General features: G+C 64.0%; 21 protein-coding genes and 1 pseudogene. 6 read left to right on the forward strand and 16 right to left on the reverse strand.

Translation table 11 applies throughout. From position 1 onward, the window contains the following. The first annotated feature begins 317 nt into the window (after window positions 1–317). Entirely contained in the window at window positions 318–950 is a 633-nt protein-coding gene (locus tag EOD15_RS12065; protein ID WP_127318226.1) for an HAD family phosphatase, read from the forward strand. 269 nt (window positions 951–1,219) lie between these two features. On the opposite strand, the gene EOD15_RS12070 is transcribed toward EOD15_RS12065, so the two are convergent. The 8 genes from EOD15_RS12070 to ureC form a co-directional block, all read right to left on the reverse strand. Then, window positions 1,220–1,987, reverse strand: coding sequence for a class II aldolase and adducin N-terminal domain-containing protein (locus tag EOD15_RS12070; protein WP_127318228.1), 768 nt, complete (start codon window positions 1,985–1,987; stop codon window positions 1,220–1,222). An 82-nt stretch (window positions 1,988–2,069) separates the two neighbouring features. Next, on the reverse strand, window positions 2,070–2,714 hold the full coding sequence (gene ureG / locus EOD15_RS12075; protein ID WP_127318230.1) for an urease accessory protein UreG: 645 nt from the start codon (window positions 2,712–2,714) through the stop codon (window positions 2,070–2,072). Beyond that, on the reverse strand, window positions 2,711–3,151 hold the full coding sequence (locus tag EOD15_RS12080; RefSeq protein WP_127318232.1) for a DUF3995 domain-containing protein: 441 nt from the start codon (window positions 3,149–3,151) through the stop codon (window positions 2,711–2,713). The genes ureG and EOD15_RS12080 overlap by 4 nt, the downstream gene beginning before the upstream one ends. Continuing rightward, window positions 3,148–3,819, reverse strand: coding sequence for an urease accessory protein UreF (locus EOD15_RS12085; RefSeq protein ID WP_164761563.1), 672 nt, complete (start codon window positions 3,817–3,819; stop codon window positions 3,148–3,150). The genes EOD15_RS12080 and EOD15_RS12085 overlap by 4 nt, the downstream gene beginning before the upstream one ends. After that, entirely contained in the window at window positions 3,812–4,405 is a 594-nt protein-coding gene (ureE, locus tag EOD15_RS12090) for an urease accessory protein UreE (RefSeq protein ID WP_127318236.1), read from the reverse strand. Before ureE ends, EOD15_RS12085 begins: the two co-directional genes overlap by 8 nt. Then, a complete protein-coding gene (locus EOD15_RS12095) occupies window positions 4,402–5,007 on the reverse strand; it encodes a glutathione S-transferase family protein (protein ID WP_127318238.1) in 606 nt (201 codons plus the stop codon). The genes ureE and EOD15_RS12095 overlap by 4 nt, the downstream gene beginning before the upstream one ends. Before the next feature lie 44 nt (window positions 5,008–5,051). After that, on the reverse strand, window positions 5,052–5,645 hold the full coding sequence (locus EOD15_RS12100; RefSeq protein WP_127318240.1) for a hypothetical protein: 594 nt from the start codon (window positions 5,643–5,645) through the stop codon (window positions 5,052–5,054). 92 nt (window positions 5,646–5,737) lie between these two features. Beyond that, window positions 5,738–7,453, reverse strand: a complete 1,716-nt coding sequence (ureC, locus tag EOD15_RS12105; RefSeq protein WP_164748835.1) for an urease subunit alpha — start codon at window positions 7,451–7,453, stop codon at window positions 5,738–5,740. Between the two features lie 164 nt (window positions 7,454–7,617). On the opposite strand from ureC, the pseudogene EOD15_RS12110 reads away from it, so the two are divergent. Together EOD15_RS12110 and EOD15_RS12115 are read left to right on the forward strand one after the other, a co-directional pair. After that, window positions 7,618–8,000 (forward strand): annotated as a pseudogene (locus EOD15_RS12110) (hypothetical protein). 129 nt (window positions 8,001–8,129) lie between these two features. After that, on the forward strand, window positions 8,130–8,618 hold the full coding sequence (locus EOD15_RS12115) for a hypothetical protein (protein ID WP_127318244.1): 489 nt from the start codon (window positions 8,130–8,132) through the stop codon (window positions 8,616–8,618). A 20-nt stretch (window positions 8,619–8,638) separates the two neighbouring features. Here EOD15_RS12115 and EOD15_RS12120 read toward each other — a convergent pair whose 3' ends face one another. The 5 genes from EOD15_RS12120 to EOD15_RS12140 are packed head-to-tail and all read right to left on the reverse strand — an operon-like array spanning window position 8,639 to window position 11,009. Continuing rightward, on the reverse strand, window positions 8,639–8,944 hold the full coding sequence (locus EOD15_RS12120; RefSeq protein WP_027040029.1) for an urease subunit beta: 306 nt from the start codon (window positions 8,942–8,944) through the stop codon (window positions 8,639–8,641). Between the two features lie 8 nt (window positions 8,945–8,952). Continuing rightward, window positions 8,953–9,540 (reverse strand): HupE/UreJ family protein, encoded by a 588-nt coding sequence (locus tag EOD15_RS12125; protein ID WP_127318246.1) that lies wholly within the window; start codon window positions 9,538–9,540, stop codon window positions 8,953–8,955. Window positions 9,541–9,573: 33 nt separating this feature from the next. Next, window positions 9,574–9,828 carry a DUF1272 domain-containing protein gene (locus EOD15_RS12130; RefSeq protein ID WP_127269527.1) on the reverse strand — a complete coding sequence of 85 codons (255 nt, stop codon included), beginning with the start codon at window positions 9,826–9,828 and terminating at the stop codon, window positions 9,574–9,576. 10 nt (window positions 9,829–9,838) lie between these two features. Then, complete coding sequence (locus tag EOD15_RS12135; protein ID WP_015314510.1) at window positions 9,839–10,141, reverse strand: urease subunit gamma; 303 nt, start codon at window positions 10,139–10,141, stop codon at window positions 9,839–9,841. Window positions 10,142–10,169: 28 nt separating this feature from the next. Beyond that, on the reverse strand, window positions 10,170–11,009 hold the full coding sequence (locus EOD15_RS12140) for an urease accessory protein UreD (RefSeq protein ID WP_127318248.1): 840 nt from the start codon (window positions 11,007–11,009) through the stop codon (window positions 10,170–10,172). Window positions 11,010–11,231: 222 nt separating this feature from the next. On the opposite strand from EOD15_RS12140, the gene EOD15_RS12145 reads away from it, so the two are divergent. From EOD15_RS12145 to EOD15_RS12155, 3 genes are all read left to right on the forward strand, one after another. Then, complete coding sequence (locus tag EOD15_RS12145) at window positions 11,232–11,486, forward strand: acyl carrier protein (RefSeq protein WP_013528393.1); 255 nt, start codon at window positions 11,232–11,234, stop codon at window positions 11,484–11,486. Window positions 11,487–11,491: 5 nt separating this feature from the next. Further along, window positions 11,492–12,700, forward strand: coding sequence for a beta-ketoacyl-[acyl-carrier-protein] synthase family protein (locus EOD15_RS12150; RefSeq protein ID WP_127318250.1), 1,209 nt, complete (start codon window positions 11,492–11,494; stop codon window positions 12,698–12,700). A gap of 160 nt (window positions 12,701–12,860) precedes the next feature. Continuing rightward, a complete protein-coding gene (locus tag EOD15_RS12155) occupies window positions 12,861–13,565 on the forward strand; it encodes a glutathione S-transferase N-terminal domain-containing protein (RefSeq protein ID WP_127318252.1) in 705 nt (234 codons plus the stop codon). A 23-nt stretch (window positions 13,566–13,588) separates the two neighbouring features. Here EOD15_RS12155 and EOD15_RS12160 read toward each other — a convergent pair whose 3' ends face one another. The 3 genes from EOD15_RS12160 to EOD15_RS12175 all read right to left on the reverse strand — a co-directional run bounded on the left by EOD15_RS12160 (window position 13,589) and on the right by EOD15_RS12175 (window position 16,096). Beyond that, window positions 13,589–13,936 carry a hypothetical protein gene (locus tag EOD15_RS12160; protein WP_127318254.1) on the reverse strand — a complete coding sequence of 116 codons (348 nt, stop codon included), beginning with the start codon at window positions 13,934–13,936 and terminating at the stop codon, window positions 13,589–13,591. 85 nt (window positions 13,937–14,021) lie between these two features. Further along, on the reverse strand, window positions 14,022–14,642 hold the full coding sequence (locus tag EOD15_RS12165) for a nucleoside triphosphate hydrolase (protein ID WP_127318256.1): 621 nt from the start codon (window positions 14,640–14,642) through the stop codon (window positions 14,022–14,024). A 353-nt stretch (window positions 14,643–14,995) separates the two neighbouring features. Beyond that, window positions 14,996–16,096, reverse strand: a complete 1,101-nt coding sequence (locus EOD15_RS12175) for a hypothetical protein (RefSeq protein ID WP_127408518.1) — start codon at window positions 16,094–16,096, stop codon at window positions 14,996–14,998. Window positions 16,097–16,360: the final 264 nt, after the last annotated feature.

Consider the following 16,360-nt stretch of genomic DNA (forward strand, 5'->3'; position numbering starts at 1 on the left):
AAATAATAAAGCCAGCCGGCGCGCGCCGCATCGTCCAGCCTGTTGCTGCCACCATCCTGCCGGCTATTCAAAGTCCTGCCTCCCGAGACCGCCGGTCATGAGAGCGGCCCATGCCCACTTTCGCAGGGAACGGCCTGCTGCGCAATTGTCAATCTCGGGAGCAATTGCTTGCTGTCCATCGGCGTAGGCACGGCCCAGTTTTTCTGCCTGTGTCGCCAAAGAGACTTGGCCGCGGTCCGGCAGGCGGCAGGTTCTTGCGCTCCGAAGGTTTATCTCCCGGCTTAAACCCTTTAAGGGATGGCAAAAAGGAGCCTCGCATGATGCCGAAAGCGGTTTTCTGGGACATGGACGGCACGCTGGTCGACAGCGAACCGCTGCACGAAGCAGCCCTGGTGGCGGCGATGCGCAATGTCGGCCTTGTCCCGCCGGACGATCTGCATGAGCGCGTGCTCGGCGTTGCCGCCTGGCCGGTCTACGAGATGATGCGCGACGAGTTCGGCCTGGACCTGCCTTTCGACGACTGGATCGTACGCAAATACGAGCATTATCTGCCGTTGGTCGAGGGGCTGAAGCCGCGCCCCGGCGCGATCGAGATTTTCAACGAGCTGCGTGCAAGAGGCATCCAGCAGGCCGTGGTCTCGAATTCGGACCGGATGATCGTCGACGCCAATCTGAGCATGGTCGGCCTGATCTACCCCGGCATGAAGACGATCAGCCGCAACGATGTGCGCGAAGGCAAGCCGCATGCCGAGCCGTTCCTGCGCGCCGCCTATCTGGCCGATGTCGACCCCGCGCACGCCGTGGCGATCGACGACAGCTGGCCCGGCGCCATGGCGGGACTGGCGGCGGGCATGAAGACGATCTTCTGGCCGGAAAAGCTGATGGAAGGCCCGCCCGGCGCCGTCGTCATCAACAGCGCCGAGGAATTGCGGGCTGAACTCGGGCTTTAAGTTTGGGGGAAGTGGGTGGCTCTTCCTGCGACGTCGATGATTGGCGAAACCGGCGAATAAGACCGTCCTTCTCCCCGTCACTGTACGGGGAGAAGTGCCCGGCAGGGCGATGAGGGGCGGCGCCGCGATTGATAATGAAGGCGCTTTCCATGGCGTATTGAGATCACGGTCAGGCCGAGTTTTGGTTCGTCCCACACTTTCGGGGCTTGCGCCGCCCCTCATCCGCCTGCCGGCACCTTCTCCCCGTATAGTGACGGGGAGAAGGGTCCTCAATTTCGGTAGACCGGTTCCTGCTCGTCGAGGATCGCCTTCAGTTCGCTGAGATGGCGCTCGGCCTGGCCAGGATAGTCGTCCATCTCGCTTGCCGCCTTCTCGGCGATCGCATCGGATAGCGTGCGCAGCGGGCGGCCGGTCCACAGCGCCTTGATGTAGGTCTCGGCGGCGCGTTCGAAATAGAACATGCGGTTGAAGGCATCGGCGACCGTGTCGCCGATGACCAGCACGCCGTGGTTGCCCATCACCATCACCTTGACCTTGGGATCGACGAGAAGCTGCGAGCAGCGCTCGCCTTCCTCCTCGAAGGCCAGCCCGCCATAATGCGCGTCCACGACATGGCGGTTGAAGAACATCGCCGAATTCTGGTCGATCGGCGGCAATGTCGAGTCAGCGAGCGATGCCAGCACTGTGGCGTGGATCGAGTGCACATGCATGACGCAGCGCGCGTGGCGCACATTGCGATGGATGGCGCCATGCAGTCCCCACGCCGTCGGGTCGGGCGCATTGGGGCCGGAGAGCGTTTCTGGATCGTTGGCATCGATCATCAGAAGGTCGCTCGCCTTGATGCGCGAGAAATGCACTTGGTTGGGGTTCATCAGGAACTGTGTGCCGTCGTCATTGACGGCCAGCGAGAAGTGATTGGCCACCGCCTCATGCATGTTGAGCCTTGCCGTCCAGCGGAAGGCGCAGGCAAGATCGACGCGCTCCTCATAGTAGGGCAGGTTGGTCAGCGTTTCCTTTTGCAGACGGGCAAGGCTCATCCTAGAATCCTCCAGTTTCGGCAAGAATGCCGTGGCCAGTCGATCCCCGCAACCGGTTTTGGTTGGTGCAGGGATAGCTGTCTCACGCCGCCGTGCTGGCAGCGGCAGCGCCGGCTCGCAGGCCGCCATGCTCGATGATGAAATCGATCACCTCCTGCAGCCCCTTGCCGCGCGACAGGTCGGTGAAGCCGAACGGCCGCTTGCCGCGCATGCGGCCGGCGTCGCTCTCCATGACATCGAGGTTGACGTTCACGTAAGGAGCAAGATCGCTCTTGTTGATCACCAGGAAATCGGAGCGGGTGATCGCCGGCCCGCCCTTGCGCGGAATCTCCTCGCCCTGGCAAACCGAGATGACATAGAGCGTCAGGTCGGCGAGGTCAGGCGAGAAGGTCGCGGCAAGATTGTCGCCGCCGGATTCGACGAAGACGATGTCGAGATCCGGGAATTTCCTGTTCATTTCGGCGATCGCCTGCAGATTGATCGACGCATCCTCGCGGATGGCGGTGTGCGGGCAGCCGCCGGTCTCGACACCCATGATGCGGTCCTCGGGCAGTGCCTGCAGCCGCGCCAGCATCATGGCGTCTTCCTTGGTATAGATGTCGTTGGTGACGACGGCGATGGAAAACTCGTCGCGCAACGCTTTGCACAGCTTTTCGGTCAGCGTCGTCTTGCCCGAACCGACCGGGCCGCCAATGCCGACGCGCAGCGGGCCATTTGTCTGTGTCATGCGGGAAACTCCGTGATGGCGAGGATGGCAAAGCCGAGCCCGATCGACAGGCAGAGCGGCGAATAATAGCGGACATCGAGCCGCGCGAAAGGTTGTTCCGGCGCCAGCCGCCGCCACCATGGCGTGAAGCCGGCTATGCCGCGACCCAGGAACACCAGGCCGATGAGCAGCGAAGTGGCGGCGAGGCCTTCCCGGGGAAAGGGCGAGGCAAAGACGCCCATGAGCGCCAGCGGCCATAGTGTCGCCAGGCAGAGACACGCGGCGACGGCGAAACTGGCGAACGGCGTCGGCATTTCATCGACGCCGCGAAAGCCGACAACGGCGCGGGCGCAGGAGGCCGCATCCTGGCCCGGCCAGATGCCGCCAAGGCCCCAATAGACATGCAGCGTGGTGATCAGCAGCAGAACAAGGGAGAGCGAGAAAGCGAGAAAAATCATGAGCGGAACAGTCGCGAATACTGGGTTTCATGCTTCATCGCCATGACATCGGAGACGAAGGCGCAGCCGCCGAGATCGTCCAATGTCGAGCGCGCAGCGCGGCTTGCGGTCGCCAGCGCCAGCGGCTCGAAGCCGGCTAACAACGCGGTCGCGCCGTTCTGGCCAACAACGCCAAGCCGGATCGCTGCCTGCACGAGGTTGGAGAAGAAGGTTTGCAGGAAGGCTGACAGCGCGTCCTGAAGCGCGATGCCGTTGCCGCCGGCAATGGCGCCGACGGCGACGCAATAGGCGCATTCGGCCGGCAGGCGCGCCAGCACCGGATTAGGCCAGGCCGCCGCCGCTTTGAGGAAGGCCGCACCCTGCAGCATGGTTTCGGTATGGCGTTCGCGCGAGCCGGCGAGCGCCTCGGCGAGTGCCGCCACTTCATCGAGATCACCGGTGCCGCGTGCCCGGCGCCAGCTCTCGGCGAACAGCACGGCGTCGTTCCAGCCCGAACCGATCTCGACAAACGTTTCCAGCCAGTCGGCAAGGCTTTCGGCATCGGCAACCAGCCCGTCATGCGCCGCGCGTTCGAGGCCATGGCTGTAGGAAAAGCCGCCGACCGGAAAGGCAGGCGACAGCCACGCCATCAGCCGCAGCAGGGCGATATTCGAAGGCTGGTCAGTCATGGTCGTGGTGATGGCCGGCGTGACTGTGCGAATGGGAATGCGCTTCGTCATGAGAATGGCTGTGCGCTTCGGCGTGGCTATGCGCATGCGCATGGCCGTGATCGTGGCTTGGCCCGCCATGCCCGGAGTAGGCGCCGCGCACCGGCTTGAACGGTTCGGAAACGTCGGCCACCGTGGCGCCCAGCCCCTCCAGCATCGCCTTGATAACATGGTCGCGCAGGATGAGGATGCGCCCGGCCTCGATGCTTGCTGCGAGATGACGGTTGCCGATGTGCCAGGCGAGTTCGGCCAGATGCACGCCGTCGCGGGCGCGGATGTCATAGACCTCTTCCGCCGCCGCGACGATCTCGACATGGCCGCCATCCTCCAGCACCAGCCGGTCGCCATCGTTCAAGGAGACGGGTTCGGGCAGGTCGACCAGCACCTTGCTGCCGTCGGCAAGCTCGATGGCGCGGCGGCGCAGATGCCGCTCGTCATGGGCGAGAATGGCCCGGCCCAACGATAGGGTGGTTCCGGCATTGCCGGCGGACAGTACGGAGACGGCGCGCGGGAATTTGGTGAAGTCGGTGTTGAGGTTGAGCTTCATTTCATGGATCCCCCATTTGCTTGCGCCCGTGCACGGGCGGGCCGTGCCAGCACGCGGTCGAAATAGGCGTTGACGCGCTCGGAGTCGATCGGGAATCGGCCGGCGCGAGCCCAGCCGCCCATGTCGCCGAGCAGCACATCGACAGCGGAAAACCGATCGCCGAGCGCAAACGGTTTGTCGCCCAGCCGCCGCTCCAGCGCCTTCAGTTCCGAGGCAAAATCGTAAGCCGCCGCAGGACCGACATCGACGCGCACATCCCTAGGCAGCAGGAAGCGATGGCGCAATTTGTTCCACAGCGGCGCTTCCAACTCGCTCTGGGCAAAATGCATCCAGGAATCCATCTCGGCCCGGCCGGCGATACCCGGATTGGCGCCCATTCCCTTGTCCGCGTGCTTGTCGGCGAGATAAACGCAGATCGCCGCCGAATCCGTCACCGTCAGTTCGCCGTCGATGAGGATCGGCACCTTGCCCGATGGGTTGAGCGCATAGGCTTCCGGTGAGCGCAGATGAACCTCGACGAATTCATAAGGCTGCGCAAGCTCCTCGAGCATCCAGAGAACGCGGCTGACCCGGGATCCGCGCGATCCGACGGCCTTGTACATGTCGAACCCTGCCTTTCCCCAACAAGCTAGACCATCGCGTTCGTTCAGACGATGGTGTCGAAGAGCCGCAGGATGAACGATATCTGGTAGATAAGCGCCGCCGTGACGAAGGCGATGTGGAAGCGGCGATCGCGCACCAGGATCGCGACGATACACAGCGCAACGAAGACCGGCGTGCGGAACAGATACTCGCTGCCGAAGCGGGCGAAATGCTCCGGCCCTTTCAGCAGCGTGTCGATCACGTCGAGCAGGTAGGTCGCAGCCAGCAGGCCGAAGAACCACGCACGGCGCGAATAGAAGAAATCCTCGTAGCTGGTGTAGTCCAGCATCGAATCGGGAAACAAAAGCGCGCACAGCAGGAACAACGTGATCGCGTAGAAGATGATGAACAGGTACTTGCCGAAGGTCCAGGTCTCGATGGCGTAGAGGCCGAACTCCCACCACCAGAAATGCACCAGCATCAGGAGCACCGAGACGACCCAGGCCAGATGCACGGGATAGAGCTTGTACTGGCCGGGATGCTGGACGATGCGCGCCACCCCCGACAGCAGGCGGGCGACGCCAAGCCCGATCACCATGCCCATGACGATGCGGATATGCGGGAAAATGTCGTGGGCGGAAGCGATTTCGGTGGCCATGCTCGATCACAATGCAACTGTTGGTCGGCCGCATATTGCTGCCTCCCACCAAGGGCTGCAACGGATAATGCTCGCCCCGTCGAATCGCCGCTTCAGAACAGAAAGTATCTCTGCGCCATCGGCAGCACCGTCGCCGGCTCGCAGGTCAAAAGCTCGCCGTCGGCACGCACCTCATAGGTTTCCGGGTCGACCTCGACATGCGGCGTGGCGTCGTTGAGCACCATCGAATGCTTGCCGATGCCGCCGCGGGTGTTCTCGACGGCGACGAACTGCTTGTCGACGCCAAGCCTGCCATGCAGGCCTGACTCGAGCGCGGCTTTCGAAACAAAGGTCACCGACGAGTTTGTCCTGGCCTTGCCATAGGCGCCGAACATCGGCCGGTAGTGCATCGGCTGCGGCGTCGGGATCGAGGCGTTGGGGTCGCCCATGGGTGCTGCGGCGATCATGCCGCCGATCAGCACCATGTCCGGCTTGACGCCGAAGAAGGCCGGGTTCCACAGCACCAGGTCGGCGCGCTTGCCGACCGCGATCGAGCCGATGTCTTTCGACAGCCCATGCGCGATGGCCGGGTTGATCGTGTATTTGGCGATGTAGCGGCGGACGCGGAAATTGTCGTTGTTGCCGGTCTCCTGCGGCAGCGAGCCGCGCTGGCGCTTCATCTTGTCGGCGGTCTGCCAGGTGCGGATCGCGACTTCGCCGACGCGGCCCATGGCCTGGCTGTCCGACGAGATGATCGAGAAGGCACCGATGTCGTGCAAAATGTCTTCGGCCGCGATGGTCTCCTTGCGGATGCGGCTTTCGGCAAAGGCGATATCCTCGGGGATCGACGGCGACAAATGATGGCAGACCATCAGCATGTCGAGATGCTCGGCCAGCGTGTTGACCGTGTAGGGCCGCGTCGGGTTGGTCGAGGACGGGATGACGTTGGGCAGGCCGCAGACCTTGATGATGTCGGGTGCGTGGCCGCCGCCGGCGCCCTCGGTGTGGAAGGCGTGGATGGTGCGGCCTTTGATGGCAGCGACCGTGTTCTCGACAAAGCCGGATTCGTTCAGCGTATCGGTATGGATCATCACCTGCACGTCGTAGTCGTCGGCGACCGACAGGCAGCAATCGATGGCCGCCGGCGTCGTGCCCCAGTCTTCGTGCAGCTTCAGCGAGCAGGCGCCGCCCAGCACCATTTCCTCGAGCGCGGCGGGCAACGAGGCATTGCCCTTGCCCGACAGGCCGATGTTCATCGGGAAGGCATCGAAGGACTGGATCATGCGGGCCATGTGCCATGGTCCCGGCGTACAGGTGGTGGCCAGCGTGCCGTGCGCCGGACCGGTGCCGCCGCCGAGCATGGTGGTGATGCCTGACATCAGCGCTTCCTCGATCTGCTGCGGGCAGATGAAGTGGATATGCGCGTCGAAGCCGCCTGCGGTCAGGATCTTGCCCTCGCCGGCGATGATCTCGGTGCCGGGACCAATGATGATGGTGACGCCATCCTGGGTGTCCGGATTGCCGGCCTTGCCGATGGCCGCGATGCGCCCGTCGCGAAGCCCGATATCGGCCTTGAAGATGCCTGCGCTGGCATCGATCACCAGTGCGTTGGTGATCACCGTGTCGACGGCGCCCTGGGCTCTGGAAACCTGGCTCTGGCCCATGCCGTCACGGATTACCTTGCCGCCGCCGAATTTCACCTCTTCGCCATGGATGGTGAGATCCTTCTCGACCTCGATGAACAGTTCGGTGTCGGCAAGGCGCACTTTGTCGCCGACCGTCGGGCCATACATCTGCGCATAGGCGGCGCGGGTAATTCTGGCCATCAGCGATTGCTCCTGAAATGCGGTTGGATTGAAGCGGTGCTGCACATTGCTGCCATCCTATGGTCACGCAATGACCCGCTGGGCGACACCTTCTGATCCCATTTGGCGGTTGAGGTTAGGGTGTCACCCCAGACCGACCGTTTGCCAATCGATGGAAAGGAAAATCCATGCGCAAAACGATAATTCTTGCCGCCGCAGCCAGCCTGATGCTGGCGGGCGCCGCCAGTGCCCAGCAGCAACCCACGCCACAGCCTGCTCCGGCGCCGGCAACGCCTGCTCCAGCCACGCCCCAGGCTCAGCCTGCGGTGCCGACGATCCAAAGCGTCAACATCGTCGACATCACCGAGTTGCCAAGGACACCCAGACGCAGGTCAACCAGGTGATCGCCCAGCGCGGCGATGACGGCTTGAAGAAACTGCGCAGCTCGATCGATGCCACACCCAAGGTGAAGTCGGCGCTGGAGGCCAAGGGAATGACCTCGGCGCAGGTGGTCGCGGCCAGCATGGAACCCAATGGTGCACTGACCCTGATCACCAAGAAGGCGAGCTGACGCCACGGCACGGCGGGCCGGCATCCGGCCGGCCGGCCGCATCGGGAAAGGAACCTTCGCCGGGCGGCATTCGTTTTGTTTTTTTCGCGCTAACCCGCGCCCCGAAACGATTTCTCTCAGGAGCGAGCGATGGCGACCAATTCTTTCTCGACCGGAATGCGGGCAGTCGCCGCCATGGCGTTCCTGGCGGCTGCCGGTCCGGCTACCGGATTGAAGGCGCAAGGGCTGGAAAGCACGGAGACCGTCAACCGCATCGTCGGCTCGCAGGTCAAGCAGGAAGAGGCCAAGGCCACCGCTGAGGCCCGCAGCGTCAACACGGCGATCGACCGCACGCGTGAAAACATCGGTACGGTGCGCAAGACGTCCAAGCTCGACAAGGTCGACATCGTGTTCCTCACCGATGCCGCGCGCAGCGAAGGCGGTCCGCCGCCGGAGATCGAAAGCAAGGTCAAGCAGCATCAGGACGACATCACCGAGCTGCGCAAGGAGATCGAGGCCAACGCGCTGCTGTTCAACGCCATCGAATCGCGGCGCGTGCAGGCGCAGGATGTCCTTGCCGTCGAATTCGACGATCCCGGAAAGATCGTCATCTACGCCGCGGCCAAGCCATCGAACTGAGCTGAGCGCGCCGGAAGATTTCACAGCTTGCCCATCACCTTCTGCTGAAATCCGTAGACCTCGCGCTTGCCGCCGAGCGGCACCAGCGTGACGTCGCGCTCCTGCCCCGGCTCGAAACGCATGGCCGTGCCCGCGGCAATGTCGAGACGCATGCCCCTGGCGCGCTCGCGGTCGAATTTCAGCCCCTCATTGGTCTCGAAGAAATGGTAGTGGCTACCGACCTGGATCGGCCGGTCGCCGCTGTTGGCGACTTTCAGGGTGACGGTCGGCAGGCCCTTGTTGAGCTCGATGTCGCCGCCCACCGTGATGATTTCACCAGGGATCATGGTCGCCCTCACACGATGCCGAAGGCGAGACAGATGCCGATCGCCGCACAGGCGGCACCGGCAGCACGGGCCACTCCACGGAACCGGATGCCGAGACCGAGACCGGCAGCGATGCCGGCGGCATGCAGCAACAGCGTGGCGATGGCAAAGCCGGCCATGTATTCAAGCCCGCCGGCATTCTCCGGCACCTCGGTGCCATGCGCGTGGCCGTGGAAAAGTGCGAACAGGCCGATGATGGCGACTCCGGCCGAGACCGGCAGATCGATCGCCAGCGCCACCAGCAGCCCGAGCGTCACGACCGATGCCAGTATGCCCGGTTCGACGAAGGGCAGCGGCATGTGCAGCATGCCCAGCGCGCCGCCGACCAGCATGACGCCGACAAACGCCGCCGGCCAGGCAAGAACCGCCTTGCCGCCCTTGAGCGCCGCCCACAGCCCGACCGCGATCATCACCGTCATGTGATCGAGCCCGGAAAGCGGGTGCATGAAGCCGGCCGTGAAGGAGGAGGCCGTGCCGATGCCGACATGAGCATAGGCCGGCATGGCAGCGGCCAGCAGCAGGATCGCCGACAGGCAGAGGCGTTTGGCAGGGATCATTCTATTTGCCTTTCGTTTTGCTCGGTCTGGTGTTTACGCCGCCTTGCTGGGACCGCAGCCTTCAGCCTTGAGAACGCGTCTGCTCGACGCCGGATATTTCTTCAGCATCGCTGGCGGGCGGATCGGCCGCGCCGAAAAACCACCGCCGCAATTGGGGCAGATGCCGCCCAACACCTGTTCCACGCATCCGGCGCAAAAGGTGCACTCGAAGGTGCAGATCAGCGCATCCGTCGCTTCGGGCGGCAGGTCCTTGTCGCAGCATTCGCAGTTGGGACGCAGCTCCAGCATCCTGTCCTCCTCAACGGATCGGTTCGTGCACGGTCACCAGCTTGGTGCCGTCGGGAAAAGTCGCCTCGACCTGCACGTCATGGATCATCTCGGCGATGCCTTCCATGACTTGCGCGCGGCTGACGACATGAGCGCCGGCTTCCATCAGTTCGGCGACCGGACGGCCGTCGCGGGCGCCTTCGACGACGAAGTCGGTGATCAGCGCGATCGCTTCCGGATGGTTGAGCTTGACGCCGCGTTCGAGCCGCTTGCGCGCCACGATCGCCGCCATGGCGATCAGCAGCTTGTCCTTTTCCCTCGGCGTCAGGTTCATGCGTTTCCCTGGATTGGTAGAGACAGGCCTATAGTGACCATAATTTGGGCAACCCCGCCCTTCCGTTGAGCAATCCGACGAGTGGAACCAGCCGCTGGCGCAGCCGGTAGCCGTCCCCGGCGTAGAGCCTCGCAAGAAGCTTGCCAGATTTCTTCACGCTCCAGGCGCTGGCGCTGCCTTGGTCGCCGACGATCTCCAGAACCGGATCGAGCAGGGCCTCGGCGCGGGGCGACACCAGAAGCAGTGTCGCCACCGCGATCGCGCCGCCGGCAACCGCCGGGCGGTCGAGCGTGGCGGCGATATCGGGCCCGATGCGGAAATCCTCGGCATGGATGAGGGCGCCATCCTGACGCACACGCCAGCGGTCATGGAAGTTGCCCTGCGTGGCGCGCTCGCCCATCGCCAGGCGGCCGAAGACGGCGGCTTCCAGCACCAGCGCCTCGGCGCCGACGGCAAGCTCGACGTCGAGCGTGCGGGCAAAGGCCGCCCGGTCGAAGACGATGGTTTCCTGCGGCAGCCAGGCGATCCGGCCATTTTCGCCGACCGACAAATTGACCCGCACTTCGGCACGGTCGGATGCCGCCCGGTAGATTTTCTCGCAGGCCTGCGTGGTGATCGATGCCGAAGCGGCCGCGCCGACATCCACCTCCCAGGCGATACGGTCGCCGCCGGTCATCCCGCCGGCGGTGTTGATCAGCACCGCTTCGAGCGGATCGGTCGAGACGGCCGGCATTCTTATCTTGGCGGCGCCGTCCTGATAGAGGCGCCGCAGGCGCGTGCGGCCCTCACTAAGCGCGCAGGAAAGCCGCGCGACGCCCGCAACGCGCTGCGTCGAAATCCCGTCATGTTCGCCGCTAGGTTCGCCCATATCCATGCCTGCACGTTAAGCACTCCGTCGGCTTTGTCGATATGGAGTTCGATATAGCTTGTTGCTTGACAACGTTTCGGTTTCTATAGAGGGAACCACCTTGGTACGGTCATGCTGCGCTTGGCGGGGGTATTAAACGACGACGGCGGCTTGATACCAGGAGAAAAAGGGGCGCTGCTCAGTTGGCGTCGGGAAACGTCGAGATAGTGGGGAAGGAACCGAATGGCCGACCAGCTGGCAACGGATATCATCGCGAAGATCAAGGCTCATGCCGAGCCGGGCGGCGAAGAAATCACCACCACCACCGAATTGACCTCGCTTGGCATCCATTCGCTCGAGCTGACGGAGATTATCTTCGATCTTGAGGAAGAGTATGGCATCGAGATCGAGATGAACACGGTCGACGCCTGGAGCAATCTGAAGAACGTCGGCGACATGGTCGAAGCTGTGCGCGCGCTGATCGCGAAAAAAGCCTGAACTGAATGCGGCAGCGCGTTGTCATCACCGGCATGGGCGGCATTTGCGGGCTCGGCTCCAGCGCGCCCGCGATCTGGAACGAGATGCGCGCCGGCCGCTCGGCCATCGGCCAGATCACAAGTCCGCAACTGCATGATTTGAAGGTCAAGGTCGGATGCGAAATCAAGACGCTTCCCGATCACGGCATCGACCGCAAGCAGACCGTGTCGATGGACCGCTTCAGCCTGCTGGCGACGATCGCGGCCAGGGAAGCCATGCAGCAGTCCGGCCTGGTCTCTAATGAAGCCACCACCTACCGGATGGGCACCGTCGTCGGCGTCGGCGTCTGCGGCTGGGAAGCCATCGAGGAAAACTATCGGGCTATCCTGATCGAAGGCAAGAATCGCGCCGGCATCTTCACCGTGCCAAAGGTGATGCCAAGTGCGGCCTCCGGCCATGTCAGCATGAATCTCGGCCTGCGCGGCCCGGTCTTCGGCGTCACCTCGGCCTGCTCGTCGTCCAACCACGCCATCGCCTCGGCCGTCGACCAGATCAGGCTCGGCCGCGCCGACGTCATGGTCGCCGGCGGCACCGATGCGCCGCTGGTCTGGGGTATCCTGAAGGGCTGGGAAGCATTGCGCGTGCTGGCGCCCGATACCTGCCGGCCATTCTCGGCCGATCGCCAGGGCCTGTCGCTCGGCGAGGGGGCCGGCATGGCGGTGCTGGAGAGCTACGAACACGCCATGGCGCGCGGTGCCACCATCCTTGCCGAGGTCGCCGGCGCCGGCCTTTCCGCCGACGCGTCCGACATTGTCGCTCCGACCGTCGAAGGGCCGACGGCGGCCATGCGCGCCTGCCTGGCCGATGCCGGCTTCAATCCCGAGGATGTCGACTACCTCAACGCCCATGGCACCGGCACCAAGGCCAACGACCAGATCGAGACGGCAGCGATCAAGCGCGTCTTCGGCGACCATGCCTATAAGCTTTCGGTGTCGTCGACCAAATCGATGCACGCCCATTGCCTCGGCGCATCGGGGGCGCTGGAGATGATCGCCTGCGTGATGGCGATCCGCGAAGGCATCGTGCCGCCGACGGCCAATTTTCGAGAGGCCGATCCCGATTGCGACCTCGACGTCACGCCGAACGTGCCGCGCGAGCGCAAGGTGCGCGCCGCGATCAGCAACGGCTTCGCGTTCGGCGGCACCAATGCCGTGCTGGCCTTCAAGGCCGTTTGATCTAAGGGGCGCGCGATCTGCCCAGGCAGACCATTCCGTTGACTGTTCGTACAGGACGAAACCCTTCACCGCCATATTGATCGTGCCGTGCGCCGCGTCTAATCCTTGGCCGACCCGCCAAAACCGCGCCGCTCGGCGCGAACCCCATTCAGGAGTTTCCATGGCAGACCTGTCCGCCTTTCCGATCGCAACGCGTTGGCCGGCCAAGCATCCGGACCAGCTCCAGCTCTATTCGGCGACAACGCCGAACGGCGTGAAGATATCGATCGCCCTGGAGGAGCTCGGCCTGCCCTATGAGCCGCATCTGGTCAACATCGGCAAGAACGAAAGCTGGACACCGGAATTCCTGTCGCTCAACCCCAACGGCAAGATACCGGCGATCATCGATCCGAACGGTCCGGACGGCAAGCCGATCGGCCTGTTCGAATCCGGCGCCATCCTGCTCTACCTCGCTGAAAAAACCGGCCTGCTCATGCCCATCGATGCCGCGCGCCGCTACGAGACCATCCAGTGGGTGTTCTTCCAGATGGCTTCGGTCGGGCCGATGTTCGGCCAGGTCGGCTTCTTCCACAAATTCGCCGGCCGCGAGATCGCCGACAAACGCCCTCTGGAGCGCTATCGCGACGAGTCAAAGCGACTGCTCGGTGTGCTCGACGGCAGGCTGAAGGGGCGCAAGTGGATCATGGGCAATGACTACACCATCGCCGACATCTCGCTGCTCGGCTGGGTGCGCAACCTCATCGGATTCTACGAAGCGCGCGAACTCGTCGGCTTCGACGATTTCGTCAATGTCTCGACATGGCTGGAGCGCGGCCTGGCGCGGCCGGCGGTGGAGAAAGGCCTGACCATCCCGGCCAAGGGATAGCCGAACCAGCCTCCGAAGCGCGTCTATTTCGCCTTCGCTTTGGCCTTCGAACCGCCTTTGCCCATGACGGAAGCGGCGAGCGACGCAGCACCTCGGGCGGCGACCATGACCGCGCCGGCAGCGACGTTGGCCGTCGCCTTGGCCGTGCGCACCGCACTGCCGCTCAGGGAGTCGCTGGAACTCGCGGGCTTCTTCGGCTTTGCGGCTTTCGGCGCGGCTTTCGCTGCGGTCGGCACCACTTTCTTCGGCGCTGCCTTGCCGAAGGCCGGCTTGGCGTCCTTCGAACGGGCTGTCATCGCCGGGCCGGCGCCGGCCTTGGATTGGGTCGCCTTGCCCTTGGCGGGCGCGGGCTTTCTTGCCTTGGTTGCCATTGGACCGAATCCCTCTTTTGGCACAATTGCCGTGTCGGGATAACGGCCTGAAAGTCTTAAGGTTCCCCTTGCGCAATCCGTCGAATCAAGCGGAACGGCCGATCACAAGATCGGCAGCCCGGCGCCGCGCCAGCACGCGCTCGATGTTGGGCAGGTCGTTGGACGCGATCCAGGCGCGCGCATCTTCATCGGAGCGGCCATGTCCGTGCCAGCGCTCCATCAGGCGGCGCTCGAGCTCGTTGCGCGGCACGTCGACGAAGATCGAGAAATCGAACAGCGGCGCCAGCCGCGACCATGGCTCCTCGTCGAGCAGCAGGTAGTTGCCCTCGACCAGGATGAACTTGGTTTGCGTGGCGACGATCGAGGCGGCGGCGCGCGACAACTCCATGCTGCGGTCGAAGACCGGGATGGCGATGTCGGGTTCGCCGGCACGGATACGCTTCAGCAGGGCCTCAAACCCGGCAAAGTCGAAGGTTTCCGGCGCGCCCTTGCGCGCGCGCAGGCCGCGCCGCTCGAGCACGGCGTCGTCATAGTGGAAGCCGTCCATCGGCACGACCTCCGCCGCCCCTTCGGGCAGCAGTTCATGCAGCCTTGCCGACAGCGTCGACTTGCCGGAGCCTGGTGGACCGGCAATGGCGACGATGAAGCGGTTTGCCTTGCCGGCGCGTTTGAAGATGGTGGCGGCGAGATGGGCGATTTCGGACATGAGAGCCTCTCCGGCCTGGATGATCGGCACGATAATTTCCGCTGTATCTTGTCGGCAGTTGGCGGAAATTTCAAATCGGGATTTGAGCTATTGGAGGCGGTCTTTTGCCAAAGTTGGCGCCGCCCCTCATCGCCCTGCCGGGCACTTCTCCCCGTATAGTGACGGGGAGAAGGGGCCAGCCGCAATCTCGGCGCCTACTCTGTAACGCTGGTAGTTGGCGAAATCGGTGATGAGAGCGCCCCTCTCCCCGTCACTATACGGGGAGAGGGTGCCGGCAGGCAGGTGAGGGGCGGCGCCAACTTTGGCAATTGATGGGAACCCTTGAACGAACAGAAGTCAACTGTGCTGTTCGTTCAGGCAGCCACAGGCTGCCCAATACGCAGGAAATCGCTGTCGAAGGGAACCTCCCGCGCCGCGCCGCCCGTCACCAGTCGTATGCGGCCATCCGCCGTCGTGACAGCTTGCGGTGGCTCGCCGCCCGATAGCGGCATCGCGCCGATGACATGGCGAAAGGAAACGCTTTGGCTTTCGTCCAGCGCAAAGGCGGTCGCCACCCCTTCGCGCCTCAGCCAGTTGCCGCCGATCGAGGCGGCATGGCCGACGGCGGCACGGCCATCCTCGATGCCGAGCACGCCCAGGTGGCGACCGCTCCATGGGGCGTAGTCGCGCCCGCCATTGCTGAACCACAGCATGGTGATTGGCAGCTCGGCCGGGTTCTTCAGTACCAGCACCAGATCGTCCTCGGCCTGGCGCGCCAGCGCGGTCCAGCCCGGCCCGCCATGGTCGGCTTCGACGAGGGTGATAAAATCCTCGCGGCGGTCATCCATGCGGTATTCCGTCAGGTCGAGCGTGCCGCCGCCTGCGGCGGGAAAACGGCCGAGATCGGCGGATCGTGCCGGATAGGCCAGCAGGAAGCGGCCGCGCACGGGATCCGGCTCGAGTGGATCGTCCAGCGTCGCGGCAAACCGCTTCTGCGAAAAGGCCAGCCTGCCGCCGCCCATCATTGCCGTCATAGGGTGATGGGCGACCGAGATCGCACCATGGCCGCCGGAAAACACATGCTCCTGGTAGAGGAAGGGATGGCCGTCGCGCAGCGTCAGGATCTTGTCGACGCTGGCGCCCATCACCTTGTGCCGCAGGCGATAGACCGCGCGCCAGCCATCGTCGGTCGCGACACTTTCGACGACATCCCAGGCGCTGTTGGCCGGCCAGCCATGCAGCGGCGCCTCCTCGACATCGCTGCGCGAAAACGGCGCGCAGAGAAAATCGCCGGACAGCCGAACCGTGCCTTCCGGCAAATTGTCCGGCAGCGTCTCGCCCGCATCGACCCAGGGCGCGCGATGCAGCGGCTTCAGCTGCCGCCCGCCGCCCTCGACGACCATATCGGCGATATGGCCGACCGTGAGGTCGAGCGAAACCGAAATGCCCCAGGCCTTGATGGTGTGGATGGTCATTGCGCTCTCACCGATTCTGCAGGCGCAAACTGCCCTGTTCGGCGGCACTTGCGCAAGCATTGCGGCAGGCATTTTGCATCAGTTGTCACTCTCCCGCATCGCATATGGATTCTTTCGAAGAGGACCCCCACCCTAACCCTCCCCACAAGGGGGAGGGAACGCTGCCGCGTGCCTTAATTGTTCTTTCTTTGCCCCGAAAAGACAGGCGACTAGCCTAAGTCGGCGCCAACGGAAGTCTCCCTCCCCCTTGTGGGGGTCCGAAGG

The organism is Mesorhizobium sp. M7A.T.Ca.US.000.02.2.1 (genome assembly GCF_003996995.1).
Classification (GTDB): Bacteria; Pseudomonadota; Alphaproteobacteria; order Rhizobiales; family Rhizobiaceae; genus Mesorhizobium.